The organism is Sulfurirhabdus autotrophica, from assembly GCF_004346685.1.
Classification (GTDB): domain Bacteria; phylum Pseudomonadota; class Gammaproteobacteria; order Burkholderiales; family SMCO01; genus Sulfurirhabdus; species Sulfurirhabdus autotrophica.
Genome location: NZ_SMCO01000012.1, coordinates 1 through 23,036, shown reverse-complemented (window position 1 = coordinate 23,036; position 23,036 = coordinate 1). Strand labels below are relative to the sequence as shown.

Sequence of the window (23,036 nt, the reverse complement as noted above, 5' to 3'; positions counted from 1 at the left end):
CGCATTCTTCAAAGCTAAAACTCTCTAAAGTACTTCATTTGATTTTTCAGGATTGCGATGAAAGATTAAGAGGCCACCATTACTTCCATCCAGTGTAAATCCGAGGCGTAAGAAAACTGAGCGAGATGCCTGGTTTTCTGTTTTTACTTCCGCTAGCAATTCTGTTGGCTTAATTTTTTGCAATATATCCGAACCAAGAGAAACCAGTTTTGCGCCCCATCCTCTTCCCCGCACCAAAGTATCGAGTGAATAATCAATTCTTGCCTGCTTGCCTTCCTCATCAAATCGAATCTGCCCTACAGGAAGCCCCGCAGCATCTAAAACATACAAATGACTATTTGGGTCACTCAATTTTTTCGTAAACCATTCTGTATGCGCTGCCCAAGGAACTGGATCAGTGTGAATTGCATTTTTTCGTACTTCCGGATCATTTGCCCAGTTGAAATAGCTAATCATGTCCTCTTGGTATGCTGCCCGAAGTTGGAGTTTAACGGTGTCAGTCGGCATCATGACTTCCCGAACTCTCATCGCACCAAGCCCATCAACCATAAGCTGATTTTGCACGCTCAACTCAATTAAGCGTTTAGGATTTGAAATTAACCCGACAACCTCTTTTGAAATACTTTCTGGAGTCATGTCTGAAGCTTGGCCCACATATTGAATCAATTTCACTGCAGCAAGTGCTTCAGTTCCCGGGCGCTGATTCTCGGCAATCAAGATAACTACTGCTGGCAACCCTAAACACATGCGCTCCCATGTCGTTGCACCTCCCGCACCCAATGCCAAATCTGCTTTTGCCATTAAATCCGCCAAGTGTGGACGAGGCTCGTGCAAATTAGTAAACGGTCTGTGAAACGCCTGCTGTTCAATGGACTTGCGGTGAGGATTATTGGCACCGACCACGACATCTACTTCCAAATCCTTCAGATCGGTACGGGATAATGCTTCAAGCGTTTTCCCGGTCATGTTCTGCGGATCTGAACCGCCGAAAAATACCAACACCTTTTTAACTTGGCCATCACGGAAACGGTGCTTTCTCCGATAATCCGCATATTCTGGGCGAAGCAACGCATAACGGGGCCCTGCCAGCAGCCTGCAGGCATCCGGGACTAGACCTGAATAACGGCGCTCGCCCTCTGCAGAAAAGTTCTGATCTAACAACACATCACAATCGTGATGACGGTTGGCCAGATCGTCAATCACTATCAACTTTCCTACGTGTGGGCGCAACCTTTGTTCCCACTCGATATCAAGCCCGTAATGATCCACCACCAGCCAATCCGGCTTTTCGCCATTGAGTGCTTCGATGGACTGCTCAGCGTCTACAGCTTGTGTCACACCCAACCAACTGGCGTAGTCTTCGCCAGTCTCAGTAGCATTTGCTTCCGTGGTCGGTAGTGCTTTGACAGACATCGCCTTTTGCCGCACTAATGGAATAAGATTTCCCGTGTGCTCGCGACAAACAAAACTTATCTGAGCGCCACGCTCGCGCAGAACCTCTGCCAGGGTCAAGCAACGCATAAGGTGGCCGACCCCCATTCTTGCAGAGGCATCTACACGGAAAACTACCTTCATGCCAATTGTCGTCCTAGCATAAATGCTTCAGCCGCATCTACGCCTACAGTCGCCCCGCGCCAACGTGCTAAATACTCTACACCTTGTCTCGAACGCGGATGAGGCCAGGCACGAAGTTCTGCCGCATAAGCATCCAGTGCTGCAAGCTTACGATTAAGTGTATCTGAAACATCCACAAACCAGTTAGGCGCGAAGGCTGGTGCACTTCCTGGAAGTTGCCATTCGGTACTGGAGGGCACCTCGAAACTAAGTAAAGTCTTAACCGGATGACCTAGTTGTGGACGGCAGGCTGTAACAACAGCTTCATGCATACGTCGATGATCTATGTTGACATCACCTGCATGGTGGGTAAACACCATTTCAGGCTGGTGCTCTGCAATCAAAGGCTCAACTGCTTTGGTAATGTCGAGCAACGCAACTGTATCCATACGATTATCTGGAAAGTCTCCAAAAGACACCGACTTCACTCCCAGAATAGCGCAGGCTTTCCGGGCTGCCGCCCGGCGAACATTTAGTTCTTCCTGCTGCGCTGCCGTATCACCAGCCCGTGAAAAAACACCATCGGCCAAGAAGGCGACATGCACAATAGCACCTTGATCAGCCAATTTAGCAATGGTGCCGCCACAGCCGAGAACTTCATCGTCTGGGTGGGCAGCGAGAATCAGAATGGAGTGGGCCATCAGTTTAACCGCTTAAATCCGCCATGACACACAGGTCCTTTGAGCAGGCTCATCACATCTCTGCCTTCTTCACATTCCCTAATAAGCGCAAATATCGGGGCCAATGCCTCGAAATAATTGCTGACAACTTCTGGCGTATGCTCGGTACAGACATAGACGCTAGTCGCGGCCAGATAACCCTTTGCCAGCATTTCCTGCGTAATGAGCGTTTTGTAAGCCAGCGCATTCTGGCTGTTAAACGAGAATCCTGTTAGTGCTGGCAAGCCGTTAGTAGCAATCGATAAGCCATGTTTTTCCGCCAGCGCCTTCCACTTGCTAGTGATATCAGATCCAGTTTGCGTAATTTGCTCCCAGGATTTCACACGTTGCATAACTTCTAGCGTTTTGAGTGCGGCAGTCGGCCCGATTCGCTCAGTCCAGAAAGTGCTGCTGATAAACGTGGTTTGAGCCGCTTCCATGACCTCGCGTCTGCCAATAGTCGCTGTGATGCCATAGCCGTTGCCCATTGCCTTGCCAAACATGGCCATGTCCGGCTCGACGCCGTATTTCTTGTGCAAGCCGCCAAAAGTTTCGCGAAAACCGGAGGTACATTCATCAAAAATCAGCACGATGCCGCGATCTGTAGCCAGTTTGCGCACCTTGTGCAGAAAATTATCTTCGGGGCCCATATTACGCACCACTTCCATTTTGATCACGCCAATATCATTGGCATTGACCAGCGCTTCCAGTTCGGCGTAGTTATTGTAGTTGAATGGAAAGACTGTGCCGCGCAAGTTCTGGGGAACACCATTGGGCGCCAGACCCGGAAGCAAATGGCCCGCCAGATTTTTGTCATCGCCAAGATTAGCGGACAGATACCAATCGTGCCAGCCGTGATATCCGCAAATGGCTACTTTATCCTTACCCGTAGCAGCCCGAGCAATACGAATAGCAATAGCATTAGCTTCGCCGCCTGAGCGCGCGAAACGCACCATATCAGCCCAGGGGTGTATCTCAATCAGTTTTTCGGCCAGGTATACTTCTTCCGGGCAATTGAGGGTGGACATATTGCCGGCATCAATGGTCTTGCGCACTGCGTCATCCACTTCCTGATGACCGTAGCCCAAGGTATTGGTGCCAATACCCATGATGGACATATCAATGTATTCTTTACCGTCCAGATCCCACACTTTGCAGCCTTTGGATTTGCTAAAATAGGCTGGCCATAGATCAGGCAAAAACATTTCGGCACGTTTGGAGAGCAGCATGTTGCCACCGGGAATAACTTGTTTTGCGCGTTTCCAAAGTTTCTGACCGGTGCCCATAGTGGCTCCTTCGTTACGGTTCAAATGTTGATTGATGTTAAAAATATCCGGCTGCTGGTTTTGCAAATTAAGCACTTCGCTCCAGGTAAAATCGGTACGCGGATAAAAGTGCTGAAAAACCTTTTCAATCACTGCAAAATCAGCGGGTTCATCTACCGTCCAACGTAAGGCAGAGAGGTCTTGGCCATACTGCATGGAGGAAGTATTGAATTTCCCAGATTCGCGTACATAAGGGGTAACATGTTCCCGATCATAGGGTTTATCGGTTTCTTGACTGGCTTGCTCCAGCACCCTAAATGAGCAAACTTCAATATCTAGTCCATCTGGGTAGGTCGGCGGGCTAACATTGCTAAAGTAGTCCACATCAGCCGCTTTAAAACGACGGATAACTTCATCGACCAACTCTGGATCAACTAGCGGACAGTCGCCTGTGATGCGCACGACCACATCAGCCTTGTGCGTCTTTGCTGCTTGCACAAAACGCTCGAGCACATCATTTTCACTACCTTGTTCGCAGGCATAGCCGAGTTTCTGCACATGCTGAATTAGCGGTAAATTCCGTTCATCCACTGAGGTAGCAACAACAATCTGATCCACCATTTTTGCTTGGGACAAACGTGAGAGCAGCAGCTCAATCATTGGTATGCCGCCTATCGGCTTCATAACTTTGTTCGGCAAACGGGTAGAACCCATACGGGCTTGAACGAGTGCAACAATTTTCATAAACGGGGCCAATGGGATGGGTTAATCAAATCCTCTGCATCGCAGTGCAGGTCTGGTAGTTCATCTGACACAGCACTGTTCGCTGCCCTGATAATTTGCTCCAGCTGGCTCACACTGTCTGCCCCGATGACAACGCGATCAACTTCTGAAAAAGAGAGTGGATAAGCCAAACATGCCTGGACTGCTGAAACTGAATGGCTCGCGAGCCAGTTGTGCCATTTATCCCACAGCTCAGTCCACGGTGCAAACTTGGCCGGAATATCGGCTCGCGGCATCAATAACAGGCCTTGCAAAAAGGCTGAGCGCGCATGAATTTCAACGCCCACATGCTTCAGTCGTTGTAGCCAGCCAGTGGTGTGAAGGCGACGATCTACAAGATTAAATGGGGCTTGTACCAGATCAAAACGATATTGTGGGATTAGCGCTTCTAATTCGCTTGGATCGTAGATGGAGACACCTACCTTTTGCACTTGTCCCGCTTCTTTCAAACCTTGCAAGGTTTGAAAAAGTGCTTTGCCGCCTTTGCCAAGCAATTGCTCAGAACGGTGCAGCAACAGACCATACACCACACTCACACCAAGGCGTGCCAGTGATTCGTTAACTTGTTCTTGAACCCAACCGCTTACATCAGCACAATCAACGGGCACTGATGGTAGTTTAGTCACCAGCTTGAAACCTTGCGTGCCCACTTCACCCAGGCAAGTTTCACTCTCACCGTATGCGATGGCGGTATCGAGCGTGTCGATGCCATTGGCCTCAGCAAGTTTCAGCATGTCTTTTGCGACCGAACGGCTTACTTGTCCGTCTTGATTGGCAACGCCATAGGGCAAACCGAATTGGACTGTGCCAAGGACGAGCCTCATTATCGGATCGCCTCGATCAAGGCACTCACTACACTGTTCTGTTGCTCTTCTGTCAAGCCCGGATACATCGGCAAACTGATCGCCTCAGCGTAATACCGTTCCGCTTCTGGGCAATAACCCGCACCAAAGCCCAGGCTTTCATAATATGGCTGTTGATACACAGGAATATAATGCAAATTCACGCCAATACCGGCTGCACGCAAGGCTTCAAATACATCTAGATGGCACTTGTTTATCTCGTTCAGCTTCAGCCGAATCACATATAGATGCCATCCCGAATAACTGTCTGGGTGTTGCCAAGGTGTCGTTATTGGCAAGCCAGCCAACAAATCATCATATCGATGCGCCAAGGAATGGCGCTTAGTAACAAATTCATCCAGTCGCTGCTTCTGGCTCAGCCCCAACGCAGCCTGTAGGTCAGTCATGCGATAGTTATAACCCAACTCTATTTGCTGGTAATACCAAGGGCCATCCGAAGCGCGTGTCATGCCCCCCTCGTCGCGGGTAATACCGTGGCTACGCAGGAGTTGCATGCTCTTGGCAAGACTTGCATCGTTGGTCAATGCCATACCACCTTCGCCTGTGGTGATGATCTTGACCGGGTGAAAACTAAAGACTGTGATGTCGCTATAATGACAGTTACCGATCGGTTCATTATGATATTTGCCACCAATGGCATGCGATGCATCTTCGATGATCTTAAAGCCGTATTGCTGACTAAGCGCGTATATGCCTTCCATATCGCAAGGTTGACCGCATAGATGAACAGGAATCACAACCTTGGGCAATCTGCCCTTAGCCTCGGCCTGCAGCAGCTTTTCTTTCAACCGTACAACGCTCATGTTGTAAGTACGCGGGGCGATGTCTACAAAATCGACGTCAGCACCACAATAGCGGGCACAGTTGGCACTAGCCACAAAGGTTATTGGACTGGTCCAGACGGAATCACCTGAGCCAACCCCAAGGGAAAGGCAAGCAATGTGCAAGGCTGATGTAGCACTATTAACCGCAACCGCATGCCGTGCACCACAATACTCAGCTACTGCATTCTCAAAAGCAGGAACTGCCGGGCCCTGAGTTAGGAAATCAGAGCGCAGGACATCAATAACTGACTGGATGTCAGCCTCGTTTATGTTCTGTCGCCCATAGGGAATATGCATCAGATGTTCCCAATTTTGTTGCGATTATGCTCAATCCAAGTGCGCAGCGCCTCAACGCTCATCCACTCAGCATTATTGTCCGAGCAGTAGGTGAAGTCTTCAGCAACTTTTTTCCCGCCATTAATGCGAGCGGGGTCATTACTCCAATTATGAATTGCTGGCAGAATTTTGAAATGATCGGGGTATTCATAGGTATGCAGCGCATCTTCCGTGCCGAGCATCTGCTCGTGGAGCTTTTCCCCGGGGCGAATACCGACGACTTCATGATGGGCATCGGGCGCAACGGCGCGGGCAATATCGGTCACCTTCATGGAAGGGATCTTCTTGACGTAGATTTCCCCACCCACCATATCTTCGAAGGCATGCCACACAAGATCGACACCCTGCTCCAAAGTGATCATGAAGCGGGTCATGCGTTCATCGGTGATCGGCAATACCCCTTTGTCAGCGATAGAAAGGAAGAATGGGATAACCGAACCACGCGAACCCATCACATTGCCGTAACGAACCACCCCAAAACGGGTTTCGTGAGCACCTGCGTAGGAATTACCCGCAACGAATAGTTTGTCTGAGGTGAGTTTTGTTGCGCCGTATAGGTTTGCCGGGCTACTCGCTTTGTCGGTCGAAAGTGCGACGACTCGCTTAACCTTTTGGTCTATACAGGCATCGATCAGGTTCATCGCACCCAACACATTGGTCTTCACGCATTCAAATGGGTTGTACTCGGCCGTTGGAACGATCTTGGTCGCGGCTGCGTGTACCACGTAATCAATGCCATCAAGTGCACGCGAAAGACGGTCCTTGTCGCGTACATCCCCGATAAAGAAGCGTACCCGTTCGTCGTTGCCATAAAGTTTGGCCATTTCCCACTGTTTCATCTCGTCGCGTGAGTAGATAACTAAACGACGCGGGTTGTATTTTGCCAGCGTCATAGGCACGAAGGTATGGCCAAAGGATCCTGTACCCCCGGTGATAAGAATTGACGAGTTATTGAGCATTTTAATGATTTCCTGGCAGATACTATCTATTTACTAGTGATGGGTTCAATGATGGGATCGCGCCCCTCAAATTCTGAATTACATCCATTTCCATTCTTGGAAATTTGAATCTGCTCAGCTTCATACTGAAGTTTCTCTACCTCACATTTCAAGGTTTCATATTCTACAATTTTAGATTTAAGAAATTGGACAGTAATTCTTGATTTTTCTTCTACACCCTTTGTAGTAAGGAAATAAATATAAGCTTTTTTATTTTGATTGTTACGAAAATTATTTACTTTTACCAACCCCCTCTCGACCAATGCCTTAAGACAATAATTTGCCTTACCGAGACTGATACCTAATTCTTTCGCCAACTCACGCTGGCTAACTTCAGGCTCGGTTTCAAGGCGCTTTAAAATCTTGTATCGGTATTCGTCACTTAACATTCGGGATTGGTAATACTAAGATCGTTCGTGAGAAATTACTAAGCGTTCAACAATTGAACAAGTTAATATTTGAACACTTTTTGTTTTGCTAATCAAGGAAAGTGTTGATATTACTATTCCACATACCCATTTCACTGCTAAGTACGTTTCGTAAGATCTCACCTGAACTCGGTTTAAAAATTTATTTCATCCAAACAAATGCTTAATGCCCGATCCCAAACTGGTAAGGTCAAGCCAAAAGTTTTTATTAGACTACCACTCGATAACACTGAATTTTCGGGGCGTTTGGCAGGAAGCGGATACTCTTTGGTAGAAATAGGAATTAATTTTGGCAAAAGGCCGCAATCAATAACTGATTGATGTTGCAGAATAGCTTTTGTAAAGCCATACCAAGTGGTTTGCCCACCGGAAGTCAGGTGATAAACACCATACAACTCGGAAAAAGAATGCTGATTTATAGAGAACGGTGAGAGTTTTTGTGCCAGAATTTGCCCCGTTGCCTCTGCAATCATCCTGCTCCAGGTAGGTGCGCCAATCTGGTCATCCACAATTTTAAGTTCATCCCGCTCTTTGGCCAGACGCAAAATGGTAAGCAAAAAATTTTTTCCACGTACTCCATATACCCAGCTGGTACGGAGAATAATATGCTGCACATCAACGGCCTGAACCGCCTGCTCTCCCGCTAATTTGGTTTTGCCGTACACATTGATTGGATTAGGAATATCTTCTTCAGTATATGCACCTTGCTTAGTGCCATCGAATACATAGTCTGTGGAATAATGGACTACTAAAGCATTCAACCGTTTTGCTTCTTCAGCCATGATACCTGGGGCTACCCCATTTATTGCCATGGCAAGTTCTGGTTCTGATTCAGCTTTATCAACCGCAGTATAGGCGGCTGCATTAACAATAATATCGGGCTTTGCCTCGCGAATTACTGCGCGAATGGAATCCGGATTGGCTAGATCCATTTGGTTTCTGTCTACCGGGATGACGTCCCCTAAAGTAGCTAATGTTCTTTGGAGTTCCCAGCCAACCTGACCATTTTTTCCGATGAGCAGAATTTTCATTGGAAATGTTATTCCCTAAAGTGGTTTTCATTTTCCAATCTGGTTGCAACCATTTTGGCAAATTCATTAAAATCGGCTAGGTGATGTTGTGCAATGGCATGGACTATTAGCCAATTAATTACTTCGTAGTTATGCACTGCAATATTACGAAACCCTACAGCTTTTTTTAGCCGCAACGCTAGATGCGGTTGCATGAGACCTTCTTGTGCCAAGATATCGAAAGTTTGGCCCATGGTGTCTGGAGGAGTCACTTCCATCCCGGCAATCAGATGTGCGCCAATATCTACACATAATTGAACAGCCCTACTAAGGTTGAGGGCGATAATATCCTGCAAATCTAAATCATTTATTAATTTCTCTGATTCAGTCGGGCATTTTTCTGCTATCCGTTTAAGACAGCGGCGCAAAGACTCGAGCTTTTGCTCGATTACTTCCCTATCCACGCCATCCTCCTTTCCGCAAGAATTCTATTCCTGTAGGGAAGAAAATCACTTTGATCAAATAGGTGTCTGCTTATTAATTCTGCATACTGCCTGTCTTCACCAAGTATTTTTCTTCCATGGCGTAATATTTGTCCTAGCAACGGCTCACCAACAGCCATTAGGTCTACCAAGTCAATGGGACGGGCAATTGCCAACGCCAATTCATTTATGAGTGCGATTTTCTCACTTGCAGAAATAGTGTGCCCAACGTCAATAGCGAGATCCAAATCACTTTCTTTGCGCTCTTTGCCAGACGCCAACGAACCAAACAGTATGGCCAATCGAATATCGGGGTGTTTGCTTATAGCATCCAGGATCGTTTGTTTAAGAAGTGAGTGAGGCGTACTCATTATAATTTCCCAAATTTATTGAGGGATTGTACATTGTATCGCACAGAAGCAGATTGCAGGGGCGCCACCGAAAACCTAGGCAATTCAAACAAAAACATCGGCATTTTTAAACAACCAACCCTGCTTATCTTTACCAGAGAGTTGCGGATCACTTTGAAGCGGCCAGTTTATCGCTAGATCAGAATCATCCCATGCAATGCAGCGCTCATGCTCAGGCGCCCAGTAATCTGTAGTCTTGTATAAAAACTCGGCGTAATCAGACATCACTAGAAAACCATGAGCAAACCCAGGTGGTATCCATGCCATACGCTTGTTTTCCGACGAAAGGCTGATTCCCACCCATTTACCAAACGAGGGGGAGTTTTTGCGAATATCCACTGCAACGTCAAACACTTCTCCAAATGTCACCCTGACTAACTTGCCTTGAGGTTGCTTGATCTGATAATGCAGGCCGCGCAACACGCCTTTTGCAGAGCGGGAATGGTTATCCTGCACGAAATCCCCAACAATCCCCGCTGCTTCCATAATGCGCTTGTTATAGCTTTCATAAAAAAAACCACGCTCATCCCCAAAGACTTTGGGTTCAAGAATCAGTACATCGGGAATAGCTGTTTTAATTACATTCATTTAAAACACTTTCTCCGTAAGAATCTCTAACAGATATTGCCCATAGCCATTTTTACTTAACGGGATAGCAAGCACTTCTAATTGCGCTGGTGTTATGTACCCCATACGAAACGCGATTTCTTCGGGACAGGCAATCTTGAGCCCTTGACGCTTTTCGATGGTTTGTATAAAGAGGGATGCTTCCAAAAGCGACTCATGCGTGCCCGTATCCAGCCAAGCCATTCCACGGCCCATGACGCCTACATCAAGCTCACCTTTTGCCAAATAAATCTTGTTAACATCGGTTATTTCAAGCTCCCCTCTTGGCGAGGGTTTCAGCGAAGTGGCGATATCAACAACTTGATTGTCGTAAAAATAGAGCCCTGTTACTGCGTACCGGGATTTTGGTTTTACTGGCTTTTCTTCGATACTTAACGCTTTGCCGGATTGATCAAATTCCACCACACCATAGCGCTCTGGATCATTTACCGGATAAGCAAATACTGTGGCTCCCTGTTGTTTCTTTGTAGCCGCCTGTAAATCTTCAGCAAGTTCGTGGCCATGAAAAATATTATCTCCCAGCACCAGCGCACAAGGTTCATTGGCTATAAATTTCTTGCCAATAATAAATGCCTGGGCGATGCCTTCCGGCTCTGCCTGAACTGCATAAGTAATATTTAAGCCCCAGCGACTGCCGTCATCCAATAACTGTGTAAATCTGGGCGTATCCTGCGGTGTAGAAATAATCAAAATATCCCTAATACCTGCCAGCATGAGCGTAGCAAGGGGATAATAGATCATTGGTTTGTCGTAAATCGGCAATAGTTGCTTGGAAACCGCCTGCGTTACAGGGTAGAGGCGAGTGCCGGAACCCCCTGCTAAAATAATGCCTTTCATGAAACGTTCCTTCCACCGTAATTTTTATCGACCCATTTTTGGTATGTGCCACTGGTGATGTTTTCCACCCACTGCATATTATCCAGATACCACTGAACGGTTTTTTGGATGCCGGTTTCGAAATTTTCTTTGGGTTTCCAGCCAAGTTCCTGTTCAATTTTACGCGCATCAATGGCATAACGCCGGTCATGTCCTGGACGATCTTTCACATAAGTAATCAATGAAGCGTGAGGTGTAACAGGGGAGTCCGGATGAAGTTTGTCAAGAATGGCACAAACCGTGTGTACCACATCAAGATTGGTCATCTCGTTCCAGCCGCCTATATTGTAGGTTTCACCTAAATGCCCCTTGGCTAACACTGCACAAATAGCATCGCAATGATCCCCTACATATAACCAATCCCGAACATTCATACCATCCCCATAAATCGGCAAAGCCTTACCATTTAAGGCATTCAACATAATGAGCGGGATGAGTTTTTCAGGAAACTGGTAGGGGCCGTAATTGTTGGAACAATTGGTAGTAAGTACAGGCAGGCCATAAGTGTGATGATAGGCTCGCACCAAATGATCCGAAGCCGCCTTGGAAGCAGAATAGGGGCTATTCGGTGCATAGGGTGTAGTTTCGCTGAAAGGAGCATCATCAGCGCCGAGCGAACCATACACTTCGTCAGTCGATACATGCAAAAACCGAAATGCGTTTTTTTCCGCCGCTGCTAAACTCTGCCAATAAGCCCTTACTTCTTCCAGCAAGTGAAATGTGCCGGTAATATTCGTTTGAATAAAATCTTCAGGGCCATGAATAGACCTGTCCACATGACTTTCTGCCGCAAAATGGAGAATGGCACGAGGTCGATGCTGTTCTAGCAGTTTCGAAACCAGCGTCCGGTCATTGATATCACCGTGAACAAATATGTGACGTGCATCCTGTTTCAAGCTAACCAGATTTTCCAGATTACCCGCGTACGTCAACTTGTCCAGATTCACCACTGGTTCACCAGTAGCAGCAATCCAGTTCAGAATGAAATTCGAGCCGATAAATCCAGCGCCACCAGTGACCAATATCATATCAATTCCTGCCAGTTACTATTTATAGTACGACTTATACCATTCCACAAACTTGCCAATCCCAGATGCCAACGGTGTTTTAGGTTCGAACCCAACTGCCTGCTTCAAATCTTCCACATCTGCATAAGTAGCCACCACATCACCCGCCTGCATCGGTAGCATATTTTTAACCGCCGTTTTGCCAACTGCTTTTTCAATGGTTTCAATAAATGCCATTAGCTGAACGGGTTCGTGGTTACCGATGTTGTATAGGCGGTAAGGTGCATAGCTTGTAGCCGGATCCGGCTGATTGGTGTCAAATTCAGGATCGGGAGTTGCAATCCGATCCAGCACTCTGACAACCCCTTCAACGATATCATCAACATAGGTAAAATCACGTTGCATTTTTCCCTCATTGAATACATCTATCGGCCTGTTTTCCACAATTGCGCTTGTAAATAAAGAGGGCGACATATCCGGCCGACCCCAAGGTCCGTATACCGTAAAAAAACGCAAACCAGTTGTGGGCAGGTTATAAAGATGGCTGTAGGTATGCGCCATCAATTCACTGGCTTTTTTGGTCGCCGCGTAAAGACTAACGGGATGATCCACATTCTGGTGCACAGAAAATGGCATGTTACTGTTGGCGCCATAAACACTGGAACTGCTGGCATAAACCAGATGCTCTACATTATTGTGGCGACAGCCTTCGAGAACATTGGTAAACCCGACAATATTGCTATTGATATAGGCGTGGGGATTTTTAAGTGAATATCTTACGCCGGGTTGCGCGGCCAGATTGATGACCCGCTGAAACTTCTCCTTGGCAAACAGTGCCGCCATAGCCTCACGATCTGCGATATCCATCTTAACAAAACGGAAATTATCGTGTGGCTTTAGCTGTTCAAGTCGGTCCTGCTTCAACTGGACATCGTAATAATCGTTGAGATTATCTACGCCTACCACTTCATCCCCACGTGCTAACAAGCGCTTGGCGACATGCATGCCGATAAAACCTGCCGCGCCGGTAACCAGAATTTTCATTGTTTTTGCTTCTCGGAATATTAATGTTTGTGACATATTAGCATGGAATACGATGTGCCTTTAACCCTCATCTTTGCGCGACAGGGCTTTCAGTTTGGCGTATTTTATAAAACTATTAAAACAACCAATTGATATATGCACCAAACCCGGCAAACCATCGAGAAATCCCAAGCGAACAAAGTAAAACTTGATAAACCTTAACACCGGGCTGAATATCAGTTGCACCAAACTGGCCAGCTTCCCCAGGTCGGCCATTTTTTGCGCCTGAAGTGTCGTATAACGATTTTGCTTTTCCAGATAAGTATCCAGACTTTCTGCCGACTCATGCAGGAGATCACCTTTGAGCCTGCACACCGTTGTCGCAGTGATTACTTTCTCATGCACGGCATCTTCGCTCCAACCAGCCACATGACGATTAAACAAGCGTAAACTCCAGTCTGGATAACCTTCACCATGCCTTAACCAGCGTCCCATAAAACGGTTGCACCGTGGCATTTGATAAGCCTGATATTCCGGATTTACCAAGGCAGCTTCGATAGATTGACGCAAACCCTCACTAATACGTTCATCGCAATCCAGACACAACACCCAATCATAACTCGCCTGTGTTACAGCAAATTGTTTTTGAGGGCCAAAACCCAACCAATCCTGATGGATTACACGCGCACCATGTTTGCGAGCAATCTCCAGCGTAGCGTCCGTGCTACCTGAATCGACCACCACAATTTCATCGGCGAACGCGACGGATTCCAGACAGGCAGTGATCTGATGCGCTGCATTCAGTGCAACAATGGTCACAGATAATGGCTGTCGAGTGTTCTTATTTGTATTTTGCATCATGCTCGCTATTTTATGCGAAACTGAGCCGCCCGTTACGTTAAAATAGGCGGATGATCAACATATTACTTGTAAAAACCTCCTCCATGGGAGATGTGATTAACAATTTACCCGTGGTAACGGACATTCTTTCCCATTTCCCAGACGCCCAAATCGACTGGGTTGTGGAAGCGCCATTCTCAGATATTCCCAAGATGCATCCCGGGGTAAAAACGATAATCCCTGTTTCCATCCGGCGCTGGAGGAAAAACCTTTTCAAGCGCTCCACATGGCATGAGATCAAGGACTTCAAACAAAAACTGCAAAACAAGCAGTACGATATTGTGCTCGATACACAAGGTTTGATGAAAAGTGCGCTTATTACTCGAATTGCAAAAGGCACGCGTTGTGGATTCGCTTGGGACAGTGCCTGGGAACCTTTAGCTACTCTTTTCTACAACAAGAAATTTTCTGTTGATAAAACACGTCATGCTGTTGACCGTTATCGGCTGCTCGCAGCACAAACGTTTGGATACAAGCCTGAGCCGCATATTAATTATGGCATTGTTGCGCCTGCCCTGACACCATCATGGCTCCCTGAAAATCCCTATGCGGTATTACTTCACGCCACGAGCCGAAATGAGAAACTCTGGCCTGAGTCTGCATGGATAGAACTAGGTGCTTATTATAAAAATCAAGGAATCATATGTATATTACCTTGGGGTAATTCCAGTGAACATGCGCGCAGCAAACGCCTTGCAGAACTGATCCCTGACGCAATCGTACCCCCTGCCATGCGCCTGGAAGAGGCTGCAGCCATGCTCGCCCATGCTAGAGGCGTAGTTGGCGTAGATACAGGACTGGTGCATCTGACTGCAGCCCTCCAAAAGCCTGTTGTGGCTATTTTCTGTGGCTCCGACCCGGCGGTAAATGGTCTGTATGCAGATAGCCCCATACGCAACCTGGGCAACTTTGGCACCCCACCAACTGTTGCGGAAGTCATTAGCGCCGTAGAAGCAGTAAATAAAGCATGATCAGAAACCGTACCATATATACTGTTTTGCTCTTTTTATTGCTGCCATATGTCGCATGGCGATTGCTGTGGCGCGGACGTCGTCAACCAGCCTATCACAAGCATATTAGAGAACGCTTTGGTTTCTATAGCATCCTGCCACTGAAACCCCTTATCTGGATCCACGCTGTTTCTGTTGGAGAAACTCGCGCTGCTGTCCCATTAGTAAAAGCCTTGCAAGCAAAATATCCCCAGCACCAGATTTTACTCACCCATATGACGCCTACTGGCCGAGAAACCAGTGAAATGCTATTTGGTGAAAACGTCCTGCGCTGCTACTTACCCTATGACTATCCGTTTGCGGCACAACGTTTTTTACAACACTTTAAGCCTGCAATTGGCATTTTGATGGAAACAGAAATATGGTTCAATCTGATCCACGCATGCAAAAGAAGCCAAATTCCACTGATTTTAGCCAATGCACGCCTGTCCGACAAATCAGCCAAAAAATATGCTCGCCTTCCGCATTTAACAAATGAGGCACTAAAATCGCTCGAAGTGATCTCGGCCCAAACTGAAGACGATGCAGCACGCCTACACCAGCTTGGCGCGACCTCTGTCACCATCAGTGGCAATTTGAAATTCGATGTCACCCCGCCAGAAACCGCTAAAACACAAGGCGAAACACTCAGAATACAATTTGGTGCCGACCGCCCAGTTTTTCTAGCTTCAAGCACACGGGACGGAGAAGAGGCGTTAATTTTAGAAGCACTCACCCATATCAACACCCCGAATATTCTGACGGTTATCGTGCCGCGCCACCCGCAACGCTTTGATGAAGTAGCGGTACTCCTTGAGCAAAATGGCATTCAATTTCAGCGTAAGAGCGACAACCTGCCCATTGCTGAAGATACTAAAGTGGTTTTGGGCGACACAATGGGAGAATTATTTGCCTACTATGGAGCCTGCGATATTGCCTTTATTGGCGGTAGCCTGCTGCCTTATGGTGGGCAAAACCTGATTGAAGCCAGTGCGATGGGCGTACCAGCACTTATCGGCCCACATACCTTTAATTTTACTGATGTCGCAAAGCAGGCAGTCGATTCAGGCGCTGCGATCAGAATAGAAAACTTTATCGAGCTTGCCCAGAAAACCGATGAACTACTGCTAAGTAACACGCAGCGCATTAAAATGGCCGAATCAGCCCTCCTTTTTAGCCAAGCACATCGCGGCGCCACAGATCGACTCATCAAATTAATATCGCCCTTTTTGGATTGAAGCAGACACCTTCATTTGCTATATTTGCCGCAACCAGCCACTTTGGAAAAAAACATGAACCCAGTGCAAACCTTTGAAATCACATCCTGGGAAGAAGCTTTCCCTCCCGCACTTCAGAATGACGCCATCTGCTCTCTGGAAAATGGGCAGGTATTGTTTTTACCGCACCTCGCATTTACCCTGTCACCCCAGGAAACCCGCTTTCTTTCCCCGCAATGGTCAGACGGAAAATCAAAAAATATCAGTTATGACGGTAAGGCTATAAAAGGGGCACAAGGCAATGAATCCGATTTGGCACAGCTAAAAGCCATGATTGCCCGATTTGCCAGCCAGGCCACCCATTTAGTTTCAGACTTGTTCCCGGAATACGTTCCCCACTTGGGACATGGCCGCACCAGTTTCCGTCCATTTGAAGTTGAGCAACGAGCTAGTTCTTACAAAAAAGATGATAAACGCCTTCACGTCGATGCCTTTCCATCGCGACCAACCCATGGAGAACGCATTCTACGCGTATTTGCCAATATCAACCCTGACAACAGGCCTCGAATCTGGCGCGTTGGCGAACCTTTTGAAAGTCTGGCCAATCATTATTTGCCACAAATCAAATCGCCATTCCCCGGTTCTGCGTGGATGATGGATAAGCTGGGTATTACCAAAGGACGGCGGTCAGAATACGACCACATCATGCTACATTTACACGATACGATGAAAGCGGATCTGGATTATCAGAAAAATGGGCCACAACAGGAACTCGCACTTCCCGCAGGCTGCGTCTGGATCGTTTTCAGCGACCAAGTGCTTCACGCTGCCATGTCGGGACAGTACATGCTGGAGCAAACTTTTCATTTGCCTTTGGCCGCGTTGCATAATCAGCAAACTGCACCATTGAAAGTACTGGAACGACTAACGGGAAGGCCGTTAGTCGCTTAGTAAGTTACTTGGCTTGCGCCAACAAACTGTTAACCTGCTCCAGATCTGCTTCGCCCAGAGTACCAACAGCAGATTTGAGCTTGAGCTGATTCATAATATAAGTGTAACGCGCCTGCGACAGATCCCGTTTAGCACTAAACAACTGTTGCTGCGCATTCAGCACATCCACGCTGGTTCTCACTCCGACTTCAAAACCCAACTTGGTGGAATCCAGCGAACTTTGGGTGGAAACCAATGCTTGCTCCAAAGCCCGCACCTGCGCCTCACCACTGGTTACACCCAGAAAAGCCTGACGAGTTTGCAATACCACTTGGCGTCGCGTATCTTCAAGGTCTTCCCGCGCCTTATCCTGATTCGCCACTGCCTCGCGCACTTTTGAACTCGTCGAACCGCCAGAAAAAATCGGCAGATTCAACTGCAAACCAATGGCAGTAGATTGCGTATTTCCACCAATTCCAAAACTCAGGTTGGTGTTATTTGCATCTCGATAAGAAGCTACGACATCAAGCGTCGGATAGTGACCGCCACGATTACGCTCTACTTCCTGATTAGCTATTTCAAATGCAGCCTGTTGAATTTGAAATTGCAAATTCTGTTGCTCAGAAGAAGCCACCCACTGTTCCATGTCATTAGGTTCTGGGGTTTTAAGGGGGAGCTTATCACTCAATCTAGAGAGTGAAGACGGAATTTTGCCAATCACTTTCTGCAATGCAAATTTTTTGACTTCCAGATCATTACGCGCCGCAATTTCTTGTGAAGTCGCCAAATCAAATCGAGCCTGAGCTTCATGGGTATCCGTAATCGTCGCCGTACCCACCTCAAAATTACGCTTGGCTTGCGCAAGCTGTTCAGAAATAGCCGTTTTATAACTGGACGCAAACGCCACATTATCCTGCGCCAGCAAAGCATCAAAGTAAGCTTGGGCAACGCGTAAAATCAAATCCTGTTTAGCAATCGCCAGCTGCGCCTCGGCTTGTGTTACCTGCTGTTTTGATTGCTCATACTGTGCAAAGTTCTGCTTGCGGAAAATCGGCTGGCTCAAGGCTAATGTATAGCCATATGAATTGTAATTGGTCCGCGCCGCGCCTTCGCGTTTCACGCTATTTTCTGTGGTATCGGCACTTAAATTGACCGAAGGCAGCAGCAATGCCCTGCCTTGAGGTAATTTTTCCAGACCGGCACGATGCGCAGCCTTTGCGGAAGCAAAAACCGCATCATGACTTTGTGCCTCACGGTAGGCATCCATCATATTTTCAGCATGAAGTACAGGGCTGAAAGCCATTCCAACCATCAGAATTGATAGACGTTTCATACTTTCCTCTTAATATAGTCGCATGGCGGGATCCACTTCTTTGGCCCAACCATCCACACCACTTTGTAAATTATAAACCTTGGCAAACCCATAATGTTCCAAAAATTGAGCGACACGGTAGCTACGCACACCGTGATGGCAAATGACCACAATATCAGCCATTTTATCCAAACCTTCAAACTTGTCGGGGACCTGATTCATCGGAATTAATCTGGAACCTTCAATATGACAAGTTTCATACTCCCAAGGTTCGCGCACATCCAGTAAAAAAGGCTGCACCCGCGTTTGATCGCCCAGCCATTGCTGCAATCCATCAGGGCTAATTTGTTGCATAACTCACACCACTATTAAATACTAAAACACAAAACGCTGAGGTTGCAGCACATTTTTCAACGGGGCAATACATGTCTCAAACAGCACCACGGTGTTATACACGCCATCTGCAACACAGGTAATCAGTTTAGCCTCCATCAGAGGAGCATCACCCTCTACAACAAATAACCTGCCACCCGTAGTCAGATTTTGTTTAAATTTCTCCGGAATCACCGGCACTGATCCAGTCAGGATAATCACATCATATGGACCTTGTCGATTCCAGTCACACGCTGCATCGCCAATCTCCAAAGTAGCATTGGTTATCCCGTGCGCTTTCAGATTTTGATCTGCCTGCATTTTGAACTCAGGAATAATCTCAACACTATAGACATGCATTGCCTCGTGTGCCAACAATGCAGTCATATAACCGCTGCCAGTTCCCACTTCCAATACCTTATCGGTTTTTTTGACCGCCACTTCCTGAAGAATCCGTGCTTCGAGTTTTGGCGAAAGCATTACTTCCCCGTGACCCAGTGGAATTTCCATATCCACAAAGGTAAGGCCTTGGTAAGCAAGCGGCACGAATTCTTCCCGCTTTACCTTGAACAGAAGATTCAGTACACCCTGATCCAATACATCCCATGGTCGGATTTGCTGCTCCACCATATTAAAGCGTGCTTTCTCAATATCCATAGTCATCCGGTTGCTCCGATTTCTCTGCTAAACTGTAACGATAACTTGCAATTATTTCATAAATCCAGTAATTTCACACCCATAGCTAGGGGTCCCTGCAGGAAAAATTATCCCCTTCTGCAGGGTGAGAAATACCCTTTGAACCTGATACGGATCATACCGTCGTAGGGAAGCGTTGTTTTCAACGCTCCTACGTCGCCCAAGGAGTGTACCATGAATGCCAATCCCCAATTTTTAACTGATGTCGCCCATGCTGCCGAAGCTGCTATCAAACCGCTTCCCAACTCACGCAAAGTCTACGTCCAAGGCTCACGCGACGACATTCGCGTCCCTATGCGGGAAATCAGTCAAAGTGACACCACCGCCAGTTTTGGTGCCGAAACCAACCCACCCATATTTGTTTACGACACTTCCGGCCCTTACACGGACCCAGATGTCAAAATTGACATCCGTACCGGGCTGCCATCCGTTCGCACCCCTTGGATAGAAGAACGCGATGATACAGAGCTGTTGAAGGGCCCTTCATCCGGATTTGGTCAGGAACGCCTCAACGACCCAAAACTGAAAGAACTTCGCTTTAATCTGCAACGCCAACCAAGACGTGCTAAATCCGGCATGAATGTCAGTCAGATGCATTATGCCCGCAAAGGCATCATCACCCCTGAAATGGAATATATTGCGATTCGAGAAAACCAGCGCAGAGACAACTTGTCTGAAATTTTCACACAACAGCATCCCGGCGAACATTTTGGTGCGGCAATTCCTAAAATCATCACACCAGAATTTGTCAGAGATGAAGTCGCCCGTGGCCGTGCGATTATTCCAGCCAATATCAACCATCCCGAAGTGGAACCGATGATTATTGGTCGAAATTTTCTGGTTAAAATTAACGGTAATATTGGCAATTCAGCAGTATCTTCCTCGATTCAGGAAGAAGTAGAAAAAATGACATGGGGAACCCGTTGGGGCTCCGATACGATTATGGACCTGTCCACAGGTAAAAACATTCACGAAACACGTGAATGGATCGTGCGCAACAGCCCTGTCCCCATTGGCACCGTGCCCATCTATCAAGCATTGGAAAAAGTAGATGGCAAAGCAGAAGACCTGACATGGGAAATCTTCCGCGACACCCTGATTGAGCAAGCAGAACAAGGTGTGGACTATTTCACCATCCACGCGGGTGTTTTGCTTCGTTATGTCCCTATGACAGCCAAACGTATGACTGGTATTGTCTCCCGCGGTGGTTCCATTATGGCCAAGTGGTGTTTATCCCATCACAAGGAAAACTTCCTCTATACCCATTTCGAAGACATTTGTGAAATCATGAAGGCCTATGACGTTTCCTTCAGCCTGGGTGATGGATTGCGCCCCGGTTCAATTTATGACGCAAACGATGCCGCACAGTTTGGTGAACTCGAAACTTTAGGCGAACTGACCAAAATTGCCTGGAAGCACGACGTACAAACCATGATTGAAGGCCCAGGCCATGTGCCTATGCACATGATCAAAGAAAACATGGAATTGCAACTTAAACATTGCGACGAGGCGCCCTTCTATACACTCGGCCCACTTACTACAGATATTGCGCCAGGCTATGACCACATCACCTCAGGCATAGGTGCTGCCATGATAGGCTGGTTCGGCTGCGCCATGCTCTGCTATGTCACGCCAAAAGAGCACTTGGGGCTACCGAATAGAGATGACGTAAAGGAAGGCATCATTACCTACAAGATTGCCGCGCACGCTGCAGATCTTGCGAAGGGTCACCCAGGGGCGCAAATAAGAGACAATGCACTATCAAAAGCACGCTTCGAATTCCGTTGGGAAGATCAGTTCAATCTGGGCTTGGATCCTGACCGAGCCCGTTCTTTCCATGATGCAACGTTACCAAAAGATTCCGCCAAAGTAGCGCATTTTTGTTCCATGTGCGGCCCTCACTTCTGCTCCATGAAAATCACACAGGATGTACGTGATTATGCACAAAGCCAAGGTGTTGCTGAGAACGATGCATTACAAAAAGGCATGGAAGCTAAAGCAGTAGAATTTGTTAAAAGCGGTGGGGACCTTTACAAAAAAGCATAATCACGCAAGAAACATACAATTGCCCCTTCAAGATAAAGGTTATGCCTGATTCTTACAGGGGTATTTTTTTACCTGCTAGTCTGCGACAATAACCACTTTTAATGCAATTGCATAATTCTAAGGGAAAATAACAACAATGGATTACATCATCCTGCTCAAGGCTTTCATATTGGGCATAGTGGAAGGTCTGACAGAATTCTTACCCATTTCCAGTACTGGTCATCTTATTATAGCCGGTGATTTACTAAGCTTTAATGATGAAGTCGGAAAGGTTTTTGAGATTGTCATTCAGCTAGGAGCAATTCTGGCAGTCTGCTGGGAATACCGGCATAAAATAGGTTCTGTTATCAGCGGCATTGCATCAGAAGCAAACTCCCAGCGATTCATCATCAACATCACCATTGGATTTTTCCCGGCAGCTTTTTTGGGTTTGCTATTTATCAAGTCCATCAAAGCGCATTTGTTTAATCCTTTTTCTGTCGCTATTGCCTTTATCGTTGGCGGATTATTCATATTTTGGATTGAAAAGAAAAAACTGACTACGCACATTGAAACAGTTGACGACATTCGTTGGCCGGATGCACTCAAGGTGGGTTTATCACAATGTTTAGCCCTCATCCCCGGCATGTCACGATCCGGGTCAACCATTATGGGAGGTATGTATTTCGGGCTAAGCCGAAAAGCTGCCACCGAGTTCTCTTTTTTCCTCGCCATACCCATCATGTTTGCTGCGACATTCTATGATGTTTACAAGCATTGGGATTTGCTCCATGCCAGCGATCTCAATGTATTTTTAGTTGGTTTCATAACCGCTTTTATCAGCGCTTTTTTCGCCATCAGAGCGCTACTGCACTATATTGCGAATCATAACTTTATTGTGTTTGCGTGGTACCGGGTAATTTTTGGTGTGATATTACTCATCTACTATCGTGCTGAACTCTTCCAGGCTATGATTTAACAATCACTCGGAAATACCGCCAAACCCAGGTTATCTCCACTCATTACTGCAAACTCTCCTGCGAAAATGATGTGGATATAATAACTACTTGATATATTCGGTATTTAGAAAATCACTTAGCCAAAAGTTCAACCAGCGATTCAATATGTTACTCAAGATAAGCTCACATACTCTAGGAATACAACATACTATCTTGGGACCAAATTGATTCAACGCAAATGCGTGCTCAACACTGGCAAAGCTTTAGAACTCAAATAACCCTAGTTAAATAATTAGCAGAACTACGTTAAATAAACTCAATTATCGAAAACTGGACAATAAAAAACCCCTCGAAGCTAGTGCTAGGAGGGGTTTTTAGAATAGAAGCCTGGCGGTGACCTACTTTCGCATGGGTAATCCACACTATCATCG

General features: G+C 46.8%; 23 protein-coding genes and 1 riboswitch. Of the genes, 5 read left to right on the top strand and 18 right to left on the bottom strand.

The features are described from left to right. Nucleotides 1-24: 24 nt before the first annotated feature. The 15 genes from pseG to EDC63_RS11755 all read right to left on the bottom strand — a co-directional run bounded on the left by pseG (nt 25) and on the right by EDC63_RS11755 (nt 14,066). The gene (gene pseG, locus EDC63_RS11825; RefSeq protein WP_124945441.1) at nt 25-1,575 is read right to left on the bottom strand and encodes a UDP-2,4-diacetamido-2,4,6-trideoxy-beta-L-altropyranose hydrolase; all 1,551 of its coding nucleotides are present in this window, start codon (nt 1,573-1,575) and stop codon (nt 25-27) included. Continuing rightward, nucleotides 1,572-2,255 (bottom strand): PIG-L deacetylase family protein, encoded by a 684-nt coding sequence (locus EDC63_RS11820; RefSeq protein ID WP_124945440.1) that lies wholly within the window; start codon nt 2,253-2,255, stop codon nt 1,572-1,574. Before EDC63_RS11820 ends, pseG begins: the two co-directional genes overlap by 4 nt. Further along, nucleotides 2,255-4,282, bottom strand: a complete 2,028-nt coding sequence (locus EDC63_RS11815; RefSeq protein ID WP_124945439.1) for an aminotransferase class III-fold pyridoxal phosphate-dependent enzyme — start codon at nt 4,280-4,282, stop codon at nt 2,255-2,257. Before EDC63_RS11815 ends, EDC63_RS11820 begins: the two co-directional genes overlap by 1 nt. Then, on the bottom strand, nt 4,279-5,145 hold the full coding sequence (locus EDC63_RS11810) for an aldo/keto reductase (RefSeq protein ID WP_124945438.1): 867 nt from the start codon (nt 5,143-5,145) through the stop codon (nt 4,279-4,281). The genes EDC63_RS11815 and EDC63_RS11810 overlap by 4 nt, the downstream gene beginning before the upstream one ends. Then, on the bottom strand, nt 5,145-6,305 hold the full coding sequence (gene pseC / locus EDC63_RS11805) for a UDP-4-amino-4,6-dideoxy-N-acetyl-beta-L-altrosamine transaminase (RefSeq protein ID WP_124945437.1): 1,161 nt from the start codon (nt 6,303-6,305) through the stop codon (nt 5,145-5,147). The genes EDC63_RS11810 and pseC overlap by 1 nt, the downstream gene beginning before the upstream one ends. Beyond that, complete coding sequence (pseB, locus tag EDC63_RS11800) at nt 6,305-7,303, bottom strand: UDP-N-acetylglucosamine 4,6-dehydratase (inverting) (RefSeq protein WP_124945436.1); 999 nt, start codon at nt 7,301-7,303, stop codon at nt 6,305-6,307. Before pseB ends, pseC begins: the two co-directional genes overlap by 1 nt. A gap of 26 nt (nt 7,304-7,329) precedes the next feature. After that, nucleotides 7,330-7,731, bottom strand: a complete 402-nt coding sequence (locus EDC63_RS11795; protein WP_124945435.1) for a MarR family EPS-associated transcriptional regulator — start codon at nt 7,729-7,731, stop codon at nt 7,330-7,332. A 173-nt stretch (nt 7,732-7,904) separates the two neighbouring features. Further along, a complete protein-coding gene (gene rfbD / locus EDC63_RS11790) occupies nt 7,905-8,801 on the bottom strand; it encodes a dTDP-4-dehydrorhamnose reductase (protein ID WP_124945434.1) in 897 nt (298 codons plus the stop codon). Between the two features lie 8 nt (nt 8,802-8,809). Continuing rightward, on the bottom strand, nt 8,810-9,244 hold the full coding sequence (hepT, locus tag EDC63_RS11785) for a type VII toxin-antitoxin system HepT family RNase toxin (RefSeq protein WP_124945433.1): 435 nt from the start codon (nt 9,242-9,244) through the stop codon (nt 8,810-8,812). Then, nucleotides 9,229-9,633 (bottom strand): type VII toxin-antitoxin system MntA family adenylyltransferase antitoxin, encoded by a 405-nt coding sequence (gene mntA / locus EDC63_RS11780; protein ID WP_124945432.1) that lies wholly within the window; start codon nt 9,631-9,633, stop codon nt 9,229-9,231. The genes hepT and mntA overlap by 16 nt, the downstream gene beginning before the upstream one ends. Nucleotides 9,634-9,717: 84 nt before the next feature. Then, a complete protein-coding gene (gene rfbC / locus EDC63_RS11775; protein WP_124945431.1) occupies nt 9,718-10,260 on the bottom strand; it encodes a dTDP-4-dehydrorhamnose 3,5-epimerase in 543 nt (180 codons plus the stop codon). Continuing rightward, a complete protein-coding gene (rfbA, locus tag EDC63_RS11770; RefSeq protein WP_124945430.1) occupies nt 10,261-11,136 on the bottom strand; it encodes a glucose-1-phosphate thymidylyltransferase RfbA in 876 nt (291 codons plus the stop codon). Then, a complete protein-coding gene (rfbB, locus tag EDC63_RS11765) occupies nt 11,133-12,203 on the bottom strand; it encodes a dTDP-glucose 4,6-dehydratase (protein WP_124945429.1) in 1,071 nt (356 codons plus the stop codon). Before rfbB ends, rfbA begins: the two co-directional genes overlap by 4 nt. A gap of 18 nt (nt 12,204-12,221) precedes the next feature. Further along, nucleotides 12,222-13,226: an NAD-dependent epimerase gene (locus EDC63_RS11760; RefSeq protein ID WP_124945428.1), complete on the bottom strand. Its 1,005-nt coding sequence runs from the start codon at nt 13,224-13,226 to the stop codon at nt 12,222-12,224. Nucleotides 13,227-13,286: 60 nt separating this feature from the next. Then, nucleotides 13,287-14,066 (bottom strand): glycosyltransferase family 2 protein, encoded by a 780-nt coding sequence (locus tag EDC63_RS11755; protein ID WP_275937702.1) that lies wholly within the window; start codon nt 14,064-14,066, stop codon nt 13,287-13,289. 50 nt (nt 14,067-14,116) lie between these two features. On the opposite strand from EDC63_RS11755, the gene waaC reads away from it, so the two are divergent. Genes waaC through EDC63_RS11740 form a run of 3 tightly spaced genes read left to right on the top strand, consistent with a single transcriptional unit; the run spans nt 14,117 to nt 17,262 of the window. After that, complete coding sequence (gene waaC, locus EDC63_RS11750) at nt 14,117-15,076, top strand: lipopolysaccharide heptosyltransferase I (RefSeq protein WP_124945427.1); 960 nt, start codon at nt 14,117-14,119, stop codon at nt 15,074-15,076. Then, nucleotides 15,073-16,332, top strand: coding sequence for a lipid IV(A) 3-deoxy-D-manno-octulosonic acid transferase (gene waaA / locus EDC63_RS11745; RefSeq protein ID WP_124945426.1), 1,260 nt, complete (start codon nt 15,073-15,075; stop codon nt 16,330-16,332). The genes waaC and waaA overlap by 4 nt, the downstream gene beginning before the upstream one ends. Nucleotides 16,333-16,386: 54 nt before the next feature. Next, nucleotides 16,387-17,262, top strand: a complete 876-nt coding sequence (locus tag EDC63_RS11740) for a Kdo hydroxylase family protein (protein WP_124945425.1) — start codon at nt 16,387-16,389, stop codon at nt 17,260-17,262. Nucleotides 17,263-17,266: 4 nt separating this feature from the next. Here the strand turns inward: EDC63_RS11740 and EDC63_RS11735 are convergent, their stop codons facing one another. The 3 genes from EDC63_RS11735 to EDC63_RS11725 are packed head-to-tail and all read right to left on the bottom strand — an operon-like array spanning nt 17,267 to nt 19,582. Continuing rightward, the gene (locus tag EDC63_RS11735) at nt 17,267-18,574 is read right to left on the bottom strand and encodes a TolC family outer membrane protein (RefSeq protein ID WP_124945424.1); all 1,308 of its coding nucleotides are present in this window, start codon (nt 18,572-18,574) and stop codon (nt 17,267-17,269) included. Nucleotides 18,575-18,583: 9 nt separating this feature from the next. Further along, nucleotides 18,584-18,907: a rhodanese-like domain-containing protein gene (locus EDC63_RS11730; protein ID WP_124945423.1), complete on the bottom strand. Its 324-nt coding sequence runs from the start codon at nt 18,905-18,907 to the stop codon at nt 18,584-18,586. A gap of 21 nt (nt 18,908-18,928) precedes the next feature. Then, nucleotides 18,929-19,582, bottom strand: a complete 654-nt coding sequence (locus tag EDC63_RS11725; RefSeq protein WP_124945519.1) for a protein-L-isoaspartate O-methyltransferase family protein — start codon at nt 19,580-19,582, stop codon at nt 18,929-18,931. Nucleotides 19,583-19,659: 77 nt separating this feature from the next. Continuing rightward, nucleotides 19,660-19,770: riboswitch (TPP riboswitch) on the top strand. Nucleotides 19,771-19,795: 25 nt separating this feature from the next. Between EDC63_RS11725 and thiC the strand changes: the two genes are divergently transcribed. Beyond that, nucleotides 19,796-21,667, top strand: coding sequence for a phosphomethylpyrimidine synthase ThiC (gene thiC / locus EDC63_RS11720; RefSeq protein ID WP_124945422.1), 1,872 nt, complete (start codon nt 19,796-19,798; stop codon nt 21,665-21,667). A 136-nt stretch (nt 21,668-21,803) separates the two neighbouring features. Then, nucleotides 21,804-22,625: an undecaprenyl-diphosphate phosphatase gene (locus EDC63_RS11715; RefSeq protein WP_124945421.1), complete on the top strand. Its 822-nt coding sequence runs from the start codon at nt 21,804-21,806 to the stop codon at nt 22,623-22,625. Nucleotides 22,626-23,036 lie beyond the last annotated feature (411 nt).

Coding starts and splice junctions, on each gene's coding strand:
- EDC63_RS11795 (WP_124945435.1), bottom strand. CDS start 7,731: ATGTTAAGTGACGAATACCGATACAAGATTTTAAAGCGCCTTGAAACC.
- waaA (WP_124945426.1), top strand. CDS start 15,073: ATGATCAGAAACCGTACCATATATACTGTTTTGCTCTTTTTATTGCTG.
- waaC (WP_124945427.1), top strand. CDS start 14,117: ATGATCAACATATTACTTGTAAAAACCTCCTCCATGGGAGATGTGATT.
- pseC (WP_124945437.1), bottom strand. CDS start 6,305: ATGCATATTCCCTATGGGCGACAGAACATAAACGAGGCTGACATCCAG.
- mntA (WP_124945432.1), bottom strand. CDS start 9,633: ATGAGTACGCCTCACTCACTTCTTAAACAAACGATCCTGGATGCTATA.
- EDC63_RS11715 (WP_124945421.1), top strand. CDS start 21,804: ATGGATTACATCATCCTGCTCAAGGCTTTCATATTGGGCATAGTGGAA.
- EDC63_RS11755 (WP_275937702.1), bottom strand. CDS start 14,066: ATGATGCAAAATACAAATAAGAACACTCGACAGCCATTATCTGTGACC.
- EDC63_RS11725 (WP_124945519.1), bottom strand. CDS start 19,582: ATGGATATTGAGAAAGCACGCTTTAATATGGTGGAGCAGCAAATCCGA.
- thiC (WP_124945422.1), top strand. CDS start 19,796: ATGAATGCCAATCCCCAATTTTTAACTGATGTCGCCCATGCTGCCGAA.
- EDC63_RS11760 (WP_124945428.1), bottom strand. CDS start 13,226: ATGAAAATTCTGGTTACCGGCGCGGCAGGTTTTATCGGCATGCATGTC.
- rfbD (WP_124945434.1), bottom strand. CDS start 8,801: ATGAAAATTCTGCTCATCGGAAAAAATGGTCAGGTTGGCTGGGAACTC.
- rfbC (WP_124945431.1), bottom strand. CDS start 10,260: ATGAATGTAATTAAAACAGCTATTCCCGATGTACTGATTCTTGAACCC.
- pseB (WP_124945436.1), bottom strand. CDS start 7,303: ATGCTCAATAACTCGTCAATTCTTATCACCGGGGGTACAGGATCCTTT.
- EDC63_RS11730 (WP_124945423.1), bottom strand. CDS start 18,907: ATGCAACAAATTAGCCCTGATGGATTGCAGCAATGGCTGGGCGATCAA.
- EDC63_RS11810 (WP_124945438.1), bottom strand. CDS start 5,145: ATGAGGCTCGTCCTTGGCACAGTCCAATTCGGTTTGCCCTATGGCGTT.
- EDC63_RS11815 (WP_124945439.1), bottom strand. CDS start 4,282: ATGAAAATTGTTGCACTCGTTCAAGCCCGTATGGGTTCTACCCGTTTG.
- EDC63_RS11740 (WP_124945425.1), top strand. CDS start 16,387: ATGAACCCAGTGCAAACCTTTGAAATCACATCCTGGGAAGAAGCTTTC.
- EDC63_RS11735 (WP_124945424.1), bottom strand. CDS start 18,574: ATGAAACGTCTATCAATTCTGATGGTTGGAATGGCTTTCAGCCCTGTA.
- pseG (WP_124945441.1), bottom strand. CDS start 1,575: ATGAAGGTAGTTTTCCGTGTAGATGCCTCTGCAAGAATGGGGGTCGGC.
- rfbB (WP_124945429.1), bottom strand. CDS start 12,203: ATGATATTGGTCACTGGTGGCGCTGGATTTATCGGCTCGAATTTCATT.
- EDC63_RS11820 (WP_124945440.1), bottom strand. CDS start 2,255: ATGGCCCACTCCATTCTGATTCTCGCTGCCCACCCAGACGATGAAGTT.
- rfbA (WP_124945430.1), bottom strand. CDS start 11,136: ATGAAAGGCATTATTTTAGCAGGGGGTTCCGGCACTCGCCTCTACCCT.